General features: G+C 62.5%; 18 protein-coding genes. 11 read left to right on the top strand and 7 right to left on the bottom strand.

Annotated features, from left to right (window positions below; genetic code table 11):
- Positions 1-48: 48 nt before the first annotated feature.
- The 4 genes from ASD63_RS05665 to ASD63_RS05650 all read left to right on the top strand — a co-directional run bounded on the left by ASD63_RS05665 (position 49) and on the right by ASD63_RS05650 (position 2,919).
- Complete coding sequence (locus ASD63_RS05665; RefSeq protein WP_082572778.1) at positions 49-885, top strand: MBL fold metallo-hydrolase; 837 nt, start codon at positions 49-51, stop codon at positions 883-885.
- Between the two features lie 18 nt (positions 886-903).
- Positions 904-1,386, top strand: a complete 483-nt coding sequence (locus tag ASD63_RS05660; RefSeq protein WP_127889460.1) for a hypothetical protein — start codon at positions 904-906, stop codon at positions 1,384-1,386.
- A gap of 85 nt (positions 1,387-1,471) precedes the next feature.
- A complete protein-coding gene (locus ASD63_RS05655) occupies positions 1,472-2,218 on the top strand; it encodes a YebC/PmpR family DNA-binding transcriptional regulator (RefSeq protein ID WP_034806204.1) in 747 nt (248 codons plus the stop codon).
- A 71-nt stretch (positions 2,219-2,289) separates the two neighbouring features.
- Positions 2,290-2,919: an HAD hydrolase-like protein gene (locus ASD63_RS05650; protein WP_034806206.1), complete on the top strand. Its 630-nt coding sequence runs from the start codon at positions 2,290-2,292 to the stop codon at positions 2,917-2,919.
- Between the two features lie 10 nt (positions 2,920-2,929).
- Here ASD63_RS05650 and ASD63_RS05645 read toward each other — a convergent pair whose 3' ends face one another.
- Positions 2,930-3,931, bottom strand: a complete 1,002-nt coding sequence (locus tag ASD63_RS05645) for an LLM class flavin-dependent oxidoreductase (RefSeq protein ID WP_060528878.1) — start codon at positions 3,929-3,931, stop codon at positions 2,930-2,932.
- A 170-nt stretch (positions 3,932-4,101) separates the two neighbouring features.
- Here ASD63_RS05645 and ruvC point away from each other — a divergent pair, with 170 nt between their 5' ends.
- The 4 genes from ruvC (at position 4,102) to ASD63_RS05625 (ending at position 7,341) form a co-directional block, all read left to right on the top strand.
- Positions 4,102-4,614, top strand: a complete 513-nt coding sequence (ruvC, locus tag ASD63_RS05640) for a crossover junction endodeoxyribonuclease RuvC (RefSeq protein WP_034806209.1) — start codon at positions 4,102-4,104, stop codon at positions 4,612-4,614.
- Positions 4,615-4,680: 66 nt separating this feature from the next.
- On the top strand, positions 4,681-5,298 hold the full coding sequence (gene ruvA, locus ASD63_RS05635) for a Holliday junction branch migration protein RuvA (protein ID WP_034806211.1): 618 nt from the start codon (positions 4,681-4,683) through the stop codon (positions 5,296-5,298).
- A gap of 96 nt (positions 5,299-5,394) precedes the next feature.
- Complete coding sequence (gene ruvB, locus ASD63_RS05630) at positions 5,395-6,438, top strand: Holliday junction branch migration DNA helicase RuvB (protein WP_034806214.1); 1,044 nt, start codon at positions 5,395-5,397, stop codon at positions 6,436-6,438.
- Entirely contained in the window at positions 6,439-7,341 is a 903-nt protein-coding gene (locus ASD63_RS05625; protein ID WP_034806217.1) for a metallophosphoesterase, read from the top strand.
- Between the two features lie 125 nt (positions 7,342-7,466).
- Here ASD63_RS05625 and ASD63_RS05620 read toward each other — a convergent pair whose 3' ends face one another.
- The 4 genes from ASD63_RS05620 to ASD63_RS05605 all read right to left on the bottom strand — a co-directional run bounded on the left by ASD63_RS05620 (position 7,467) and on the right by ASD63_RS05605 (position 11,819).
- Positions 7,467-8,675, bottom strand: coding sequence for a hypothetical protein (locus ASD63_RS05620; RefSeq protein WP_034806219.1), 1,209 nt, complete (start codon positions 8,673-8,675; stop codon positions 7,467-7,469).
- A gap of 179 nt (positions 8,676-8,854) precedes the next feature.
- On the bottom strand, positions 8,855-9,745 hold the full coding sequence (locus tag ASD63_RS05615) for an NAD(P)-dependent oxidoreductase (protein WP_034806222.1): 891 nt from the start codon (positions 9,743-9,745) through the stop codon (positions 8,855-8,857).
- A complete protein-coding gene (locus ASD63_RS05610; protein ID WP_034806225.1) occupies positions 9,742-10,602 on the bottom strand; it encodes a glycosyltransferase in 861 nt (286 codons plus the stop codon). The genes ASD63_RS05615 and ASD63_RS05610 overlap by 4 nt, the downstream gene beginning before the upstream one ends.
- A complete protein-coding gene (locus ASD63_RS05605) occupies positions 10,599-11,819 on the bottom strand; it encodes an NAD-dependent epimerase/dehydratase family protein (protein ID WP_034806229.1) in 1,221 nt (406 codons plus the stop codon). The genes ASD63_RS05610 and ASD63_RS05605 overlap by 4 nt, the downstream gene beginning before the upstream one ends.
- A 124-nt stretch (positions 11,820-11,943) precedes the next feature.
- Between ASD63_RS05605 and ybgC the strand changes: the two genes are divergently transcribed.
- The 3 genes from ybgC to ASD63_RS05590 all read left to right on the top strand — a co-directional run bounded on the left by ybgC (position 11,944) and on the right by ASD63_RS05590 (position 14,008).
- Complete coding sequence (gene ybgC, locus ASD63_RS05600; RefSeq protein WP_034806232.1) at positions 11,944-12,399, top strand: tol-pal system-associated acyl-CoA thioesterase; 456 nt, start codon at positions 11,944-11,946, stop codon at positions 12,397-12,399.
- A gap of 126 nt (positions 12,400-12,525) precedes the next feature.
- On the top strand, positions 12,526-13,122 hold the full coding sequence (locus ASD63_RS05595; RefSeq protein ID WP_034806234.1) for a TetR/AcrR family transcriptional regulator: 597 nt from the start codon (positions 12,526-12,528) through the stop codon (positions 13,120-13,122).
- Positions 13,115-14,008, top strand: a complete 894-nt coding sequence (locus ASD63_RS05590; protein WP_034806237.1) for a haloalkane dehalogenase — start codon at positions 13,115-13,117, stop codon at positions 14,006-14,008. The genes ASD63_RS05595 and ASD63_RS05590 overlap by 8 nt, the downstream gene beginning before the upstream one ends.
- On the opposite strand, the gene ligD is transcribed toward ASD63_RS05590, so the two are convergent.
- Positions 14,005-15,630: a non-homologous end-joining DNA ligase gene (gene ligD, locus ASD63_RS05585; protein WP_034806240.1), complete on the bottom strand. Its 1,626-nt coding sequence runs from the start codon at positions 15,628-15,630 to the stop codon at positions 14,005-14,007. The genes ASD63_RS05590 and ligD overlap by 4 nt on opposite strands.
- Positions 15,630-15,941: a hypothetical protein gene (locus ASD63_RS05580; RefSeq protein WP_051659728.1), complete on the bottom strand. Its 312-nt coding sequence runs from the start codon at positions 15,939-15,941 to the stop codon at positions 15,630-15,632. The genes ligD and ASD63_RS05580 overlap by 1 nt, the downstream gene beginning before the upstream one ends.
- Positions 15,942-16,071 lie beyond the last annotated feature (130 nt).

Raw genomic sequence — 16,071 nt, 5'->3', positions numbered from 1 at the left:
GCGTGCCCCCAAGGCCCGAGGTCAGGCGGCAAGTGAGAGAGGTGAAGGCTGATGCTCCGGTACTTTGTCTACACATTCGCCGCCATATGGTTCATCCACGCGTTCTGGCCATCGGTCGCCCATGCGCAGCAACAGCCGCGCCCTGTCAGCCAATGCCAGGCGATCGCCGAAACGCTCCCCCAGGCGACTTTTGCCAGTTTCACGCCCGCGGCTGCCACCAAGGGGCAGACGACGGCCGGCGAGGTGACAATCAGCTATCTCGGCCATTCCACCTTCCTGATCGAGACGCCCGGCGGCGTCTTGATCGCAACCGACTATAGCGGCTGGTATGCACCGTCGATGCCGCCGACGGTCGCGACCATGAACAAGGCGCATTCGAGCCACTACACGCTGACGCCGGATCCGGCGATCAAGACCGTGCTGCACGGCTGGAGCGATAGCGGCCAACCGGCGCGCCACGATCTCGTGGTCGGCGACGCCTACATCCGCAACGTGACGACCGACATCCGCGCCGGCGGCGGCGCCATGGAGCACGACGGGAACTCGATTTTCATCTTCGAGGTGGCGGATCTCTGCATCGGGCATCTGGGCCATCTGCACCATGAACTCGACGACAGCCACTACAGCCAGATCGGCCGGCTGGACGTGCTCATGGTGCCTGTCGATGGCGGCCTGACCATGGGTGCCGAGAGCATGAGCCGGGTGGTCAGCCGGCTGCGCGCCTCGCTGATCCTGCCGATGCACCGCCGTGGCCCGCCGATCGACGCCTTTCTGGACATGTTCGGCGACGACTACGACAAGCGTTACGCCGACAGCGCCAGTATCAAAGTATCCCTGCGTTCCTTGCCAAGCAAACCACTGATTTATATCCTCAAGGGCGTTTGAACATCCTGGGATCGCCCGATGAAGTTGCTCGTGGTTGGCGTATCGTTCTTTCTCTCCTTCTCGACTCTTGCCGAGGCCGGTGGCGCGCCGCCGCCGCGCATGCCGTCTCCCGAGGGGCAACAGCCGCAAAGCCAGCCGGAGACCACGGTCCGACCGGCGGGTGAGCCGGAGATCTTCGCGATGCCCTCGGGCAATATCGGCTGTATCTACACGCCGGCTGGCGGCACGTCCGTCTATCAGCCCGCCGATGGCGGTCCGGAGCTGGCCTGCGATATCGTCGCGCCGCGTTATGTCAGGGCGACCCTTGGCCGGGCGGGAGCCGCCACGCTCAATCACGCCGTCGGCGATCCCAGCTGCTGTTCGACTGGGACTGTGCTCGACTATGGGCAAAGCTGGTCGCGACGGCCGTTCTCCTGCGTGTCGGAACGCACTGGCCTTTCCTGCCGCCGTGACGACGGACACAGCTTCCTCTTGAGCCGCGCGCAGGTCTCTGCCAACTGAAAAACCGCCCCCCGGCTGGACGGAAAGCGGCAATAAAACTATAAGGCGCCCCATTCCATTCAAATTAATGCATGCAGAGGGTGCCATGGCTGGCCATTCACAGTTCAAGAACATCATGCACCGCAAGGGCCGTCAGGATGCGGTGCGCTCGAAAATGTTTTCCAAGCTCGCGCGCGAAATCACGGTTGCCGCCAAGTCGGGCATGCCCGATCCCGCGATGAACGCGCGCCTGCGCCTGGCGATCCAGAACGCCAAGGCGCAGTCGATGCCGAAGGACAACATCGAACGGGCGATCAAGAAGGCCTCCGGCGGCGACGCGGAGAACTACGAAGAAGTCCGCTACGAGGGTTATGGCCCGGGCGGCGTTGCCGTTATCGTCGAAGCCTTGACCGACAACCGCAACCGCACCGCCTCGAACGTGCGCTCGACCTTCACCAAGGCCGGCGGCGCGCTCGGCGAAACCGGCTCGGTTTCCTTCTCCTTCGATCGCGTCGGCGAGATCACCTACAAGCTCTCCGTCGGTGACGCCGACAAGGTGATGGATGCGGCGATCGAAGCGGGTGCCGACGACGTCACCACCGACGAGGACGGCCACACGATCATCTGCGGTTTCGAAGCGATCGGCGAAGTGTCCAAGGCGCTCGAAGACACGCTCGGCGAAGCCGAAACGGTCAAGGCGATCTGGAAGGCACAGAACACCGTTCCGGTCGATGAAGAAAAGGCGCAGTCGCTGATGAAGCTCATCGACATCCTTGAAGACGACGACGACGTCCAGAGCGTCTATTCGAACTTCGAAGTCTCGGACGAGATCCTGGCGAAGCTGTCGGCCTGATTGGGACGACCGTCGCTCGCAGAATTTTCACCCGCGTCCGAAAGGCCGCGGGTTTTTCTTTGGATGGCCCGATGACCTATGAATTCGCGATCTTCGATTTCGACGGCACGCTTGCCGATACGGCGGCGAGTTTCATGACGGCGTGCAACGCGGCTGCACGGCGCTACGGCTTCCGCGAACTCTCGGTCGAGGAGTTCCAGTCGTTGCGCACCATGGGCAGCCGCGAGATCATCGCGCATCTCGGCGTGCCCGTTTGGAAACTGCCGCAGATCGCCACCTTCATGCGCCGTGCCATGGCGACTGAAGCGGCAAGCGTCCGGCTGTTTCCGGGCGCCGCTGAGCTTCTCTGGAAATTGAAGGCGGCGGGCATCGGCATTGCGATCGTGAGTTCGAACGCGGAGCAGGGTATTCGCGCCGCACTCGGCGAAGCGGCAGCGACGATTGACCTCTTCGAATGCGGTGCCGCGCTTTTCGGCAAGGCACAGCACTTCAAGCGTGCGATCCGGCACTCCGGCCTCGATGCGGCTCGCATCCTGGCGATCGGCGACGAGGCGCGCGATATCGATGCGGCGCGAAAGGCGGGCGTGGCGGCCGGTGCGGTTGCCTGGGGCTATGCCGACCCGGTCTTCCTGCAAGGGCTCGGGCCGGATCGGTTCTTTGCCAATCTGGAAGAGATCGCACCCGCTTTCGGGGCGATCTGATCGGCCGGCTTTACGCCGCCTTGGCGAGATCGCGCTGGGCGTCGGCGAAGAGGCGAAGCGAATTCAGCCGCGCCTGCATGTGGAAGATCGGCATGGAGATGATCAGTTCGTCGGCCTTTGTCTGCTCGAGGAACGCCCCGATCTTGCGCCGGATCGTCTGTGGCCCTCCGACCACCGCATACATCATCGAATGGTCGACGAAGATCTTCTCGTCATAGCTCCAAAGCCCATCCATCGACTGGACCGGCGGCGGAAACTGCCCGCGCGCGTTGCGGCGCAGGGCCACGAAGGATTGCTGCATGGAGGTGAAGAGGTAGTTCGCCTCCTCGTCCGTATCGGCGGCAACCCCCATGACGCCGACCATCACCTGCGGCTTGGCAAGGGTCTCGGAGGGGGTGAAGCGCTCGCGGTAGATCTCCAGCGCCGAGAGCAGCATGTCCGGCGCGAAATGCGAGGCGAAGGCGAAGGGCAGGCCGAGCATGCCGGCGAGATGGGCGCTGAAATGGCTTGAGCCGAGCAGCCAGATCGGCACATTGGTGTCGGCGCCGGGCACGGCGATGATCTTCTGGTCCTCGGCGACGGGGCCGAGCAGTGCCTGCAGTTCGACGACGTCGTTCGGGAAGTTGTTGCCGCTCGCCTCCATGTTGCGTCGGAGGGCCTGGGCGGTGCGCATGTCGGTTCCGGGCGCACGGCCGAGGCCGAGGTCGATGCGGCCGGGGTAGAGGGCGGCGAGCGTTCCGAACTGTTCGGCGATGACAAGCGGCGAGTGGTTCGGCAGCATGATGCCGCCGGAGCCGACACGGATCGTCTTCGTCGCTGCCGCCACGTGCGAGATCACGATCGAGGTCGCCGCACTGGCGATGCCCTTCATGCCGTGATGTTCGGCCAGCCAGAAGCGGGTGTAGCCGTTCTCCTCGGCCGCCTGGGCCAGACGGCGCGAATTCTCCAGCGATTGGGCGACGCTGCCGCCTTCAGTGATCGGGGAAAGATCGAGGACGGAGAAAGTCGCCATGGCAAAGGCCTTTATTGAGAGAAATTGATGCAAGGCTATGTAAGCTCAATTTTCCTCAATCCAAGGGCGGTGCCGAAGAAAACCTGGGGCCGCGCCTCCACTGTGCGTATGTTTTTGTTTTGTTCACTTTTTGCTGGCAGCGTCCGGACTGACATCATAGGGTGAAATTCATGCAGACCACGATTCGCATCATCGGCATCGATCCGGGGCTCCGTCGTACCGGCTGGGGCATCATCGAGACGCTCGGCAATTCGTTGCGTTTCGTCGCCTCGGGCACGGTGACGTCGGATGGCGACATGGACCTCGCCTCCAGACTTTGCCAGCTGCATGACGGCCTTGCCGAGGTGGTGCACAGCTATCAGCCACACGAGGCGGCGGTGGAGCAGACCTTCGTCAACAAGGACGCGACAGCGACGCTGAAACTCGGCCAGGCGCGCGGCATCGCCATGCTGGTGCCGGCACGAGCAGGCCTCAGGGTCGCCGAATATGCGCCGAACGCGGTCAAGAAGGCGGTGATCGGCGTCGGTCATGGCGAGAAGCAGCAGATCCACATGATGCTGAAGGTTCTGATGCCGAAGGCCGAGTTCAAGGGCAACGATGCGGCGGACGCACTGGCGATCGCTATCTGCCATGCCCACAACCGGCAATCGGTGACGAGCCGGCTTGCCGCATTGATGGCGTAGTTGCGCCCGACACGATAATTTCCGATGGTCCGGTGACCATCCAGAACCCACCGCGAGAGACGCCACATGATCGGCAAATTGAAGGGTACCATCGACGAGATCGCCGAGGATCACGTCGTGCTCGATGTGCATGGCGTCGGCTACGTTGCCTTTTGTTCGGCGCGCACGCTGTCCAGGCTCGGATCGGCGGGCGAGGCGGCGGTGCTCTTCATCGAGACGTATGTGCGCGAAGACCAGTTGAAGCTGTTCGGCTTCCTGACGGCGCTGGAGCGGGAATGGTTCCGGCTGTTGCAGAGCGTGCAGGGGGTCGGCTCGAAAGTGGCGCTGGCCGTGCTTTCCACCCTGACGCCGGGGGAATTGGCCAATGCGATCGCGCTGCAGGACAAGACCTCCGTCTCCCGTGCGCCCGGTGTCGGGCCCAAGGTGGCGGTGCGCATCGTCACGGAACTGAAGAACAAGGCGCCGTCCTTCGCCGGCGAGATGTCGGCCTCGATCGGCCTCAAGCAGGAGCTTGGCGAAGGCGTCGCCTCCGCGCCGGTTTCCGATGCGGTTTCGGCGCTCACCAATCTCGGCTACTCGCGCGACCAGGCGGCCAATGCCGTTGCTGCGGCCTTGAAGAACGGCGGCGAAGGCGGCGACAGCGCCAAGCTCATTCGCCTTGGCCTGAAAGAGCTGGCGCGATGAACGCTTGCCTTGGCCGGGCACAGAAGGCAGAACGCATCGTGCCCGGCATGATGACGGGTTGCAGCGCTGAGCTGCCCGACCGAATGGAACGAACGCATGACTGACGCCGCACGCCTGATAACGCCGGAAAAGCGCGGTGAAGACCTCGATGCGACCATGCGCCCGCAGACGCTGGATGACTTCACCGGCCAGGCGGAAGCGCGCGCCAACCTGAAGATCTTCATCGAGGCGGCAAAAAATCGCGGCGAGGCGCTGGACCACGTGCTCTTCGTCGGCCCTCCCGGGCTCGGCAAGACGACGCTGGCGCAGATCATGGCCAAGGAGCTCGGCGTCAATTTCCGCTCGACCTCCGGCCCTGTGATCGCCAAGGCCGGCGATCTCGCAGCCCTGCTCACCAATCTCGAAGAGCGCGACGTGCTCTTCATCGACGAAATTCACCGGCTCAATCCGGCCGTCGAGGAAATCCTCTATCCTGCGATGGAGGACTTCCAGCTCGACCTCATCATCGGCGAAGGCCCGGCGGCGCGGTCGGTGAAGATCGACCTGTCGAAGTTCACGCTGGTGGCGGCAACCACCCGCCTCGGGCTTCTGACGACGCCGCTTCGCGACCGTTTCGGCATTCCGGTGCGGCTCAATTTCTACACGGTCGAAGAGCTGGAATCGATCGTCCGGCGTGGCGCCCGGCTGATGGGCCTCGGCATGACCGACGACGGCGCCCGCGAGATCGCCCGCCGCGCCCGCGGTACGCCGCGCATCGCCGGCCGGCTGTTGCGCCGGGTGCGCGACTTCGCCGAAGTGGCGCGTGCCGAAGCCGTGACCAAGGAGCTCGCGGACGAGGCGCTGACGCGGCTGCTCGTCGACAATATGGGCCTCGACCAGCTCGACCGGCGCTACCTCTTCATGATCGCGCAGAACTTTGGCGGCGGTCCCGTCGGCATCGAGACCATCGCTGCGGGCCTTTCGGAGCCGCGTGATGCGATCGAAGACATCATCGAGCCCTATCTGATCCAGCAGGGCTTCATCCAACGCACGCCGCGCGGCCGTATTTTGACCGCCAATGCCTGGAAACATATCGGCCTTAATCCCCCCAAGGAGATGGAGGCGACCCAGTTTCGCCTGACATTAGAGGACGACGACTAGATGATCAGCCGCCGCGGATTGTTGAAACTGATCGGCGGCGGTATCGTCAGCATGGCGGCACTGGGCGGCTACGCCTTTGCCGTCGAACCTCTGGCCCGGCTGAACGTCACCCGATACAAACTGACGCCACCCAATTGGACACCAGGCCTCAAGCTGCGCGCCGTCGTGCTCACCGACATCCACGCGTGCGAGCCCTGGATGCCGGCAAGCCGTATCGCTTCGATCTGCCGGCAGGCCAACAGCCTTGGCGGCGATATCACGCTGCTGCTCGGCGACTATGTGGCCGGCATGAACCTCGTCACCAGCTATGTGCATTCCAGCGAATGGTCGAAGGCGCTGGCCACACTCGAGGCGCCGCTCGGCGTCCACGCGGTCATGGGCAATCATGACTGGTGGGAAGACCGGACCGCGCAGAAGAACGGCGGCGGGCCGACCTTCGGGCACAAGGCGCTGCAGGACGTCGGCATCAACGTCTATAGCAACCGGGCGGTGAGACTGGAGAAGGAGGGGCAGGGCTTCTGGATCGCTGGCCTCGAAGATCAGCTTGCCTTGGTGCCCGGCAAGAAGTGGCAACGCAAGCGCATGAGCGGTCTCGACGATCTCGATGGTACGCTCGCCCAGGTGAGCGATACCGATCCGGTCATCCTCATGGCGCATGAGCCGGATGTGTTCCCGCGTGTTCCGTCGCGTGTCGCGCTGACACTGTCGGGCCATACCCATGGCGGCCAGGTGCGGTTTCTCGGCTATGCGCCGGTCGTGCCCTCGCGTTTCGGCGAGCGTTACGCCTACGGCCATGTGACCGAGAACGATTGCAATCTGATCGTTTCCGGCGGTCTCGGCTGCTCGCTTGCGCCGGTTCGCTTCGGCATGCCGCCGGAGATCGTGGTGATCGATCTCGGCTGAGCGACAAATTCCAGGTTCGTTCGGTCTTGCGCTGAAAGAGCCTGGCATCAAGACGACGCCAGGCCTGTTTGCTTCCGCCCGCCCGCTCTGTTGAGCCGAGCAGGGCGCCCGTTTGTCACGGTGCGTCAGGCGGCCCTGATGGCTCCGCTTCGCACTGCGCCCCGCAGGCCGGACGCCACCTCATAGGTGTCGGTGACCAGCAGCAGGCCGTCCGCGCACTGGTACCATTCCCCCTCGCTCATGCTCTTTACCGACGCACTGAGTGTTGCCAGTTCAACAGAGCCGGGCGGTGTGCTGATGATCCGTTCGGCGACCCAGCTATCGAGCCAGGCCTGGTTTGCCGGCGAAACGGCCTCAAGCGCGATTTGCGGGTGCTGGTCGAAGTAAGTCTGGACGGCCAGGTTGGTTGGCGCGATGACGATCTGGTCAAGATTGCTGTCGCCGAGCGCATCGATCACACGAGAGTTTTCCAGCGCTGCCAGGAAGGTGTCGGTCTTGCCGTCCCGACCGGTCGAAGAGGCGAGGGAGCGCAATGTCTCCAGTATCGTCGGCAGCGGCGGAATAACCTCGATGTCGCTGGTGCCCGTCCTGGTAAGGGACTGGTAGACGAGATCGATCTCGGGCGTGAACGACCGCTTGCGAATGCCGCGCGTCCAATTGAACTCGAAGTCCACTTCGAAGCGCCCTTTGAAGTTGGGCGTCGCGCCTTGCGGGACCTCGATGATCGCGGCCGCATTCCAGATGTAACCGGCATAGGACGGGCGACCGGGATTTGCCGGCACTCCCGCCGAAACCCAGCCGACATGGGGCAATCTCGCCTGCCACTCGATCGATTGCGTTGCGGGGCGTGCCGCAAACGAAACCTCGGAGGCCGTGAAGCTGACACCGACATTGGCGCTGAGCGAGGCGCCGCCCTTCGGGCCTTCCTTGCTGTATTCGGCGCTGAGTTCGCCGCCGATCGAGAAACTGATCGTCGCTTGCTCGACGGTGCTGTTCGGCCCGAACGTTACGAGCCGCGCCTGCTGCGAGTTCGTCTCGAGGCGCAGCTTCATGTGATTGGCGTAAAAGCCGACCGATACCCAGTTGGACGACGGAGTGGACGGCGAACCCTGGATGCCGTGATAGACATCCCCGACGACGAGGTAGTAGTCGCGCGTCAGATTCTGGTTGCCGCGCATCAGCTTGTAGACCGAAAGCAAGGCGTTTGCAGTCAAGGTTTGCGATGAGGTCTTGACCGTGCCCCAGCCGAAATCCTTGCCGCCATTCGTTTTCCATTCACCGTTCAAAGTGCCGACAAGCTTCCAGACTTCAGGATTCAACGTCTCGATAGGCATGATTGATTTCCTTCGAAGCGCCGTCGATCGACGGGAGGGTTGAGCTTTTTGCACGGACCGGAACCGTTCCGCGCAGCCAAGATAGCTCGGATTTTCGGCGGCAACCTGGGGTATTAAATTGTAAATTAATACTCCTTAAAGGAGTCCTTGATCGACACAGAACGGCTCTACGCAGGGTCTCAGCCGAGCAGCTTTTCGATCGTCTCGTGCAGCCGCGGGAGCCCGCCCGGCGTCCAGCCGAGCGCGCGCAGACGGCCACAGTCCATCGCGTTGAATTCGGTCAATGCGGCCGGTTCGGGCAGGTCGTTCATACAACCGGTGATTTGGCGAACGATTTCCAGAATGATGCTGTTGTCGACGAGGATATCGGAGACGTTGAAGACCGAAACCGGCAAGCGGCGCGTTTCCGCTTCGAGCACGAGGCGCACGGCGGCTGCGACATCGTCGCCATGCACTTCCGTGCCGGCCCGCGGTGCAACCGGGCGGCCCTGCAGATAGTCGTCGAACAGGGCCTGCCATTTGTGCGACGCCCCGTTGCCCGGTGCTCCGTAGACGCCGGTGACGCGTAGGCTTGCTGTCCTGAAGTCGTCCGTGCCCAGCAGTTCTAGTTGCCGCTCCGCCGCAAGCTTGAGCGCGCCATAGAGGCTCTCGGGATGGCAGGTCGATCCCTCCGACAGCACGGCGCCTGCTGGGTGCGTTCCGTAGACGGCGCGGCTCGACAGGAAGATGCAGCGACCTACGCCCTGTTCGCGTGCCGTTTCGAAAAGCCGGACCGAACCATCGAGATTGGCGCGGCGGAAGCTCTCGGGATCATCGCCTTCGCCGCCTCGATATCGGCCAGGGATGTGCTGGAAGGCGGCATGGACGAAACACTGGACATTGCCAAAGGCCGCGCTGTGATCGCTCGTCGGATCGAGCGACAGGGGCACGAAACCAACAGGCCCGCTGAAGAAGGTGTTTGGGCCCCGCGTGCGACCGCCGATCACAACCTCGTACCCCGCCTGCAGCAGATGCTCGACGATGAAGCGGCCGACGAAGCCCGTGCCGCCGGAGACAAGCACGCGGGTCATCGGCGGACCGGGTTGGTGAGCGATGCGATGTCCGGAATATCGTCTCCTGTCAGGTAGCCATGCCAGAGATCGATAAGCGGCTGCAGGGCCTCCCTGCGCGGATGATCCGTCTCCCAGGGCTTTTCATACTGGTAGTGCAGCACGCCGATTGAGCCCCAGTCCCAGAGTTCGGGCAGGTTGAACCAGACATATTGCAGCATGTTCATCGTCACTGGCAGACCGTGCCAGTCCGGGAAGAAGGCTTGCAGGAAGGTCTGGTCGGTGCGCGGCCAGAAGGCGTCCGGCGCATCAAGCTGGGTGATCATCCTGTCGAAGGTCGCCATTGACGGTTCGGCGACGAAGACGCCGGAATTCAGCCGATGAAAGTCCGCAAGGCTTTCGTAGACATTGGGGGCAGCGGAGAATTCCGGATAGGCAAACAGCCGGTCGATGTTCCGGAGCACGACCGCATCGGCGTCGATGAAGACGCAGCGCCGATATTCGGTAAGCTGCCAGAGCCGGAGCTTGCAGAAGTTGTCGAGCGGCGAGTGGAAGTCGGGCTTTCGGCCTTTCGTGAAGGGCGCCTTATCATGCACGTTCCGGCGCTGGTGGCGCGCGTTGAAGGCGTCGGAAAGCGGCAGAAGGTTGGTCTCCACCAGCCGGCAGCCGAATTCGGCAAGCGGCGCCAGTACATCGACAGAAACGCCGCCCGTGTGCAGCACGACGATATCGGCCCTCGTGCCCGTGCGTGTTATGGAGCGCGCCAGTGCGCGGGCGCCAAGCGCATAATCGGCATTGGTGACGAGCGTCACATAGGCATGGTCGGCTTGGGGAGGCGAGGAGGGGCGGAGCCCCTCCGAAGGATCGTTCGATGTCATGAAACGGATTTCAGCCGCTTGCCCTCTGGGTCGTGGTTGATCAGCGGCGCGATGTCCTTGGTCCAGGCGGAGACGGCGGGCACGCGCGTTCTGTCGACACGATAGGCGAATTTCTTGGCGACATCGACGATTTCCGAAAGCAATCCGTCCTGCAGCCGCGTCGGGTTGAGACCGAGGCTCAGGAATTTCTCGTTGTGCACGACGAGTTCGTTCTCGGCAGCTTCCTTGCGCGGGTTCGGCAACCGGGCGATCTCGGCCCCCGATATCGAGGCGATCATTTCGGCGAGATCGCGCACCCGGTGGGTCTCGGTCATCTGGTTGAAGATCTCGACACGGCTGCCGCGCGCCGGTGGGTTCGTGAGCGCCAGCTCGATGCATCGCACCGAATCCTGGATGTGAATGAAGGCGCGGGTCTGGCCGCCGGTGCCGTGCACGGTCAGCGGATAACCGATTGCCGCCTGGATGAGGAAACGATTGAGCACGGTGCCATAGTCGCCGTCATAGTCGAAGCGGTTGATGAGCTGGGCGTGGCGGCGCGTCTGCTCGGTATGCGTACCCCAGACGATGCCCTGGTGCAGGTCGGTGATCCGAAGCCCGTCGTTCTTGGCATAGAACTGGAAGAGCAACTGATCCAGGCACTTGGTCATGTGGTAGATCGAGCCGGGATTGGAGGGGTAGAGGATCTCCTGGCTGACGGTCTCGCCGCCCATCGTTTCGATGCCGACAGGCAGATAGCCCTCGGGGATCGCCGCGCCGATGGTGGAGTAGCCGTAGACGCCCATGGTGCCGAGATGCACGAGGTGGGCGTCGAGGCTGAGTTCGACCAGCGCGTTCAGAAGATTGTGCGTGGCGTTGACGTTGTTGTTGACCGTGTAGTTCTTGTGGCGGTCGCTCTTCATCGAATAGGGCGCGGCACGCTGTTCGGCAAAATGCACGATGGCGTCAGGGCGATGGTCGGCGAGCCAGTTCTTCAGGAGTTCGTAGTCGCGGGCGAGATCGATCAGGTTGAAATGGATGCGCCGGCCGGTTTCGGCATGCCAGATACGCGTGCGTTCCTGGATCGAATCCATCGGCGTCAGCGATTGCACGCCCAGTTCCGTATCGATCCATCGGCGGGAGAGATTGTCGAGGATATGAACGTCGTGACCGGCATCGGACAAATGAAGGGCCGTGGGCCAACCGACGAAACCGTCGCCGCCGAGAATCGCAATCTTCATGCACGTTCTCCTGATCGCAAAGGAAGTCCGTCACGTGATAGGATAGGATTGTGACAAGGCTGCAATGCTTGCAAACGGCTTTTTGTTCCTGCACAGGAAACGGGAAATTCTTTCGGAGAAAAGTATGTCCCTGATTTCGCTCGCAGGCGAACTGACCGAAAACGGCCATCAGCTGATCCAGCGCGTCTATTACGAAGACACCGACTTTTCCGGCGTCGTCTATCACGCCCGCTACCTGCATTTCATGGAGCGCGCCCGCACCGATTTCCTGCGGCTGCTCGGCGTCGAGCAGGCAACGCTGGCGATCGAGGGCGACAGCGAAGGCCTCGTCTTCGTCGTCCATCGCATGGAGATCGACTTCAAGCTGCCGGCGCGCATGGATGACATCCTGACGATTACCACCGTCACCGAGAAGGCCGGCGGCGCCAAGATGGTGCTGCAGCAGGAGATCCGCCGCGGCGAGCAGTTGCTGATCGCCGCCAAGGTGATCATCGCCGTGATCAACGGCCAGGGTCGGCCACGGCGGCTGCCCGAGGCGCTCGCCTACAAATTCCATCATGCGAAGGAGAGCGCGGGCTAGAGCTCTCCTTCAGTCGAACGGAGACACGGCGCCCCTTCCAGGGGCGTTTTTCGTTGGTGGACGCGCGTTTTCACTGCATTCGATTCAGTGCATTGACAATAATACGTACGTACGTATTATTTCGCCATGTCCAGAAAATCGATACGCGAAAATCTTCTGAAGGCGGGCGATCAGCTCGTATGGAACACAGGCTACGCCGGGACCGGCGTACGCGACATCGTCGAGGCTGCGGGCGCCCGTCCTGGGTCCTTCACCAATCACTTCACGTCCAAGGAAGACTTCGTCATCGAGGTGCTCGATCGCTACTTCGCCTATGTCTCGGGCCTCGTGGAAGAGGCGCTTGGCGACAGAAGCGTGCGCTCCGTCGACCGGTTGCGTCGCTACATCGACCTCATCACCGGCAAGCTGGCTGACGCCGACTACAGCCGCGGCTGCATGATCGGCAATCTCAGCCTCGAAGCCTCCTTCGACAATGAACGGCTCAGGGCGCATCTGTCGAAACTCTTTGCGACCTGGCGCGGTCCCTTCGAGGCCTGCATCGCCGAAGGGCTGGAGAAGGGCGAAATCGCTCCGCTCGGCTCGGCGGCCGAGCTTGCCGACTTCCTGCTCAGCGCCTGGCAGGGGGCCATGCTGCGCATGAAGGTCGATCGCAGCCCGGCGCCGCTTGCAACGTTCAGGACGATCGTTTTTTCAACCGTGTTTGATGGAGGGAAGCATGCGTGAAGAGGCATTCGCAGCGGGCAAGTCATTCGTCGACATTTTCGGATCGTCGATGGCCTATATCGAAAAAGGCACGGGACCGACGGTCCTGTTTCTCCACGGCAACCCGACGTCGTCCTATATCTGGCGGAACATCTTGCCGCATGTGACACCGGTCGGGCGCTGCGTTGCACCGGATCTGATCGGCTATGGCCAATCCGACAAGCCCGACATCGACTACACCTTCCTCGACCAGTTCCGCTATCTCGAAGCCTTCATCGAAAAGGTCGCTCCCGGTCCACTTTTCCTGGTCGCGCAGGATTGGGGAACGGCGCTTGCCTTCCACTTTGCCGCACTCAATCGGGAGAAGGTGCTCGGCCTCGCCTTCATGGAATATATCCGGCCGGCTGAAACTTATGAGGCGTTTCATCAAAAGCCTCAGGCCCGCGAACTGTTCAGGGCGTTCCGAACTGAAGGCGTCGGCGAGCGGCTGATCCTGGAGGAAAACGTCTTCATCGAACGGGTCGTACCGAACGCGATCCTGCGTCAACTGAACGACGAGGAAATGGCTGCTTATCGGGCACCGTTTCCGGATCCATCTTCCCGCCGCCCCGTGCTGCGCCTGCCGCGTGAACTGCCGATCGAGGGCGCGCCTTCTGAGTTCTACGCTATCAGTACGGCAGATCACGCCACGCTTCGCGCCTCAGGATATCCCAAGCTATTGTTCTCGGGCGACCCTGGTGCGCTCATCTCACCGGCGGAGGCGGAAGCTTATGCCGACGAGCTTGCGAATTGCCGCCTGGTGAAACTCGGCGCGGGCGCGCACTACCTGCAGGAGGATCATCCGCACGCGATCGGGACGGCATTACGTTCGTGGATCGAGGGATTGCGCGGGGCGTCGGCGGCCTAGTCCGCCTCGTTCACGCCGATCTTGCCCAGGATCGTCTTGGTCAGGGATTGCCTGATCTTGGACACATCCTGCCAGGGGTCTGCGCCATTTTCGATCCGCTCGAGGATGTCCGGGATGTGGAAGCTGTTGGCCGACTTGAGATCGGCAAGTTCATCCCAGTTGATGGGCGTCGCCACCGGTCCGTCAGCGCGCGCCCGGGTCGAGTAGGGGGCAATGGCGGTCGCGCCGCGCTCATTCCTCAGCCAGTCGATGAAGATGCGTCCTTTGCGCTTTTCCTTCGACATGGTGGCGATGAACCGGTCCGGTTCGCGATCGGCGAAACCTTGCGCAAAGGTCTTGGCGAAGGCCTTGGCTTCCGGCCAGCTGGCGCGGGCCGTCAGCGGCACGATGACATGGACGCCCTTGCCGCCCGTGACCATCGGAGCCGATTTCAGCCCGATCTCATCGAGCGCATCGCGCAAGGCCACGGCCGCACCCTTGACCATCTCGAAGTCGAGACCCTCGTCAGGATCAAGGTCGAAGACCAGTCGATCGGGGATCTCCAGCTTGTCGACATGCGATCCCCAGATATGGAACTCCAGCGTGCCCATCTGGACCGCAGCGACCAGCCCCTTGGCGTCGCGCACATACATGTAGTTTTCCGTTTCGCCGGAGCTTTCCTCGACGGGGACTTCCTTGATCTCGTCGGGAAAACCGTCGCTCGCATGTTTCTGGTAGAAGCGCGGACCCTTCACGCCCTGCGGCGCACGCACGAGCGACAGGAGACGCTCGGCGGCATGGGGCAATATGCGATCGGCGACGACGGCGTAGTAGCGGGCGAGATCGAGCTTGCTGATGCCCTGGTCAGCAAACAGGACGCGATCCGGATGAGTGATGCGCACCCCAAGCACGGTTTCGTCCGATATGGCTTGCTTCGCCTTTGCCGGCTTTGCTGCTTTGTCCTTGGGCTTCGTTGCGGTTTTGGATGTTTTGACTGTCACGGCCTTCGCCTCCTTGTCCTCCCCCTTTGAGGTCCAGACATGCTTCTTGCGTTCGCCCTTCCCATCGGCAATCTCGGCCATGGTGCGGCCGGTGCTGACGCTCGTCAGATGGTTCTCCAGCAGAACGTTGCCATCCTCGGCGGCAATTTCGTCACCCTCCTTGATCAGCAGCCAGTTCTCGCGCTTTTCACCGGGGCGTGACCGCATCCGCACCAATGCCCACCCGCCTTGCATCCGCTGACCGTGAAGATGGAATGTCAGCTTGCCCTCGCGCAAGCCCTCGTCCGGATCGTTTTCCGGCTCCCACCAGCCGCTGTCCCACAACATGACGGTGCCGCCGCCATATTGCTTTTCGGGGATTGTGCCTTCGAAATCGCCATAGGCCAGCGGATGATCCTCGGTTCTGACAGCTAGTCGCTTGTCTTCCGGATTGAGGCTTGGTCCGCGGGTGACCGCCCAGCTCTTCAAGACACCGTCCCATTCCAGCCGCAAGTCGTAGTGGAGCCGGGTGGCGTCATGCTTCTGCACGAGAAAGCGCATGCGGCCGGACCGGCCGCGACCAAGCTTGCCCTTTGGTTCGCGCGTCTCGCCGAAGTTGCGGCGTTTGTTGTATTCGGCAAGCGGGCTGCGAAGGGACGCCATCACCCGCCTCCACGGAGACCCCGGACGGTCGGCGCGTCCTTAGCCAGAATTGCGGACCGGGCCGCATCGAGGGCGAGGACCCGTTCGATGCGAACAATGTCCTCCTCGGTCACCACGGGAACCGGATCGGAGATGATGGCCTGGAGGATTTCCAGCGACACGACGCCGTGGGCGAGTGCGTCCTCCAGGGCGGCGCGGGTTTCCCGCTCGGCCTTGAGCTCGGCGCAAAGGGCGAGGATCAATCGGTCCCGGGGATCAAGGTCCGGTGAGGACTTTCCTTCGCTTCGTTGTCCTGTCGTTCGTTGGGCCATCCCTAGGAACGTACTCGGCAACGCTTAAGTTCCGACCGCCGGGTGATACTGCAAAGACACACGACGGTAACGGTCTCTTAACCATAATGGTGTCTTAATCATCGCATCAGGATTTGTGCAGTGCACGTCA

This window comes from Ensifer sp. Root558 (genome assembly GCF_001427045.1).
In the GTDB taxonomy this organism is placed as follows: Bacteria; Pseudomonadota; Alphaproteobacteria; order Rhizobiales; family Rhizobiaceae; genus Ensifer; species Ensifer adhaerens.
This window is presented reverse-complemented; position numbering and strand designations above follow the sequence as displayed.

Excerpts from the sequence above, each read along its gene's own strand:
- ASD63_RS05660 (WP_127889460.1), top strand. The coding sequence starts at position 904 with ATGAAGTTGCTCGTGGTTGGCGTATCGTTCTTTCTCTCCTTCTCGACT.
- ASD63_RS05655 (WP_034806204.1), top strand. The coding sequence starts at position 1,472 with ATGGCTGGCCATTCACAGTTCAAGAACATCATGCACCGCAAGGGCCGT.
- ASD63_RS05650 (WP_034806206.1), top strand. The coding sequence starts at position 2,290 with ATGACCTATGAATTCGCGATCTTCGATTTCGACGGCACGCTTGCCGAT.
- ASD63_RS05645 (WP_060528878.1), bottom strand. The coding sequence starts at position 3,931 with ATGGCGACTTTCTCCGTCCTCGATCTTTCCCCGATCACTGAAGGCGGC.
- ruvC (WP_034806209.1), top strand. The coding sequence starts at position 4,102 with ATGCAGACCACGATTCGCATCATCGGCATCGATCCGGGGCTCCGTCGT.
- ruvA (WP_034806211.1), top strand. The coding sequence starts at position 4,681 with ATGATCGGCAAATTGAAGGGTACCATCGACGAGATCGCCGAGGATCAC.
- ruvB (WP_034806214.1), top strand. The coding sequence starts at position 5,395 with ATGACTGACGCCGCACGCCTGATAACGCCGGAAAAGCGCGGTGAAGAC.
- ASD63_RS05625 (WP_034806217.1), top strand. The coding sequence starts at position 6,439 with ATGATCAGCCGCCGCGGATTGTTGAAACTGATCGGCGGCGGTATCGTC.
- ASD63_RS05620 (WP_034806219.1), bottom strand. The coding sequence starts at position 8,675 with ATGCCTATCGAGACGTTGAATCCTGAAGTCTGGAAGCTTGTCGGCACT.
- ASD63_RS05615 (WP_034806222.1), bottom strand. The coding sequence starts at position 9,745 with ATGACCCGCGTGCTTGTCTCCGGCGGCACGGGCTTCGTCGGCCGCTTC.
- ASD63_RS05610 (WP_034806225.1), bottom strand. The coding sequence starts at position 10,602 with ATGACATCGAACGATCCTTCGGAGGGGCTCCGCCCCTCCTCGCCTCCC.
- ASD63_RS05605 (WP_034806229.1), bottom strand. The coding sequence starts at position 11,819 with ATGAAGATTGCGATTCTCGGCGGCGACGGTTTCGTCGGTTGGCCCACG.
- ybgC (WP_034806232.1), top strand. The coding sequence starts at position 11,944 with ATGTCCCTGATTTCGCTCGCAGGCGAACTGACCGAAAACGGCCATCAG.
- ASD63_RS05595 (WP_034806234.1), top strand. The coding sequence starts at position 12,526 with ATGTCCAGAAAATCGATACGCGAAAATCTTCTGAAGGCGGGCGATCAG.
- ASD63_RS05590 (WP_034806237.1), top strand. The coding sequence starts at position 13,115 with ATGCGTGAAGAGGCATTCGCAGCGGGCAAGTCATTCGTCGACATTTTC.
- ligD (WP_034806240.1), bottom strand. The coding sequence starts at position 15,630 with ATGGCGTCCCTTCGCAGCCCGCTTGCCGAATACAACAAACGCCGCAAC.
- ASD63_RS05580 (WP_051659728.1), bottom strand. The coding sequence starts at position 15,941 with ATGGCCCAACGAACGACAGGACAACGAAGCGAAGGAAAGTCCTCACCG.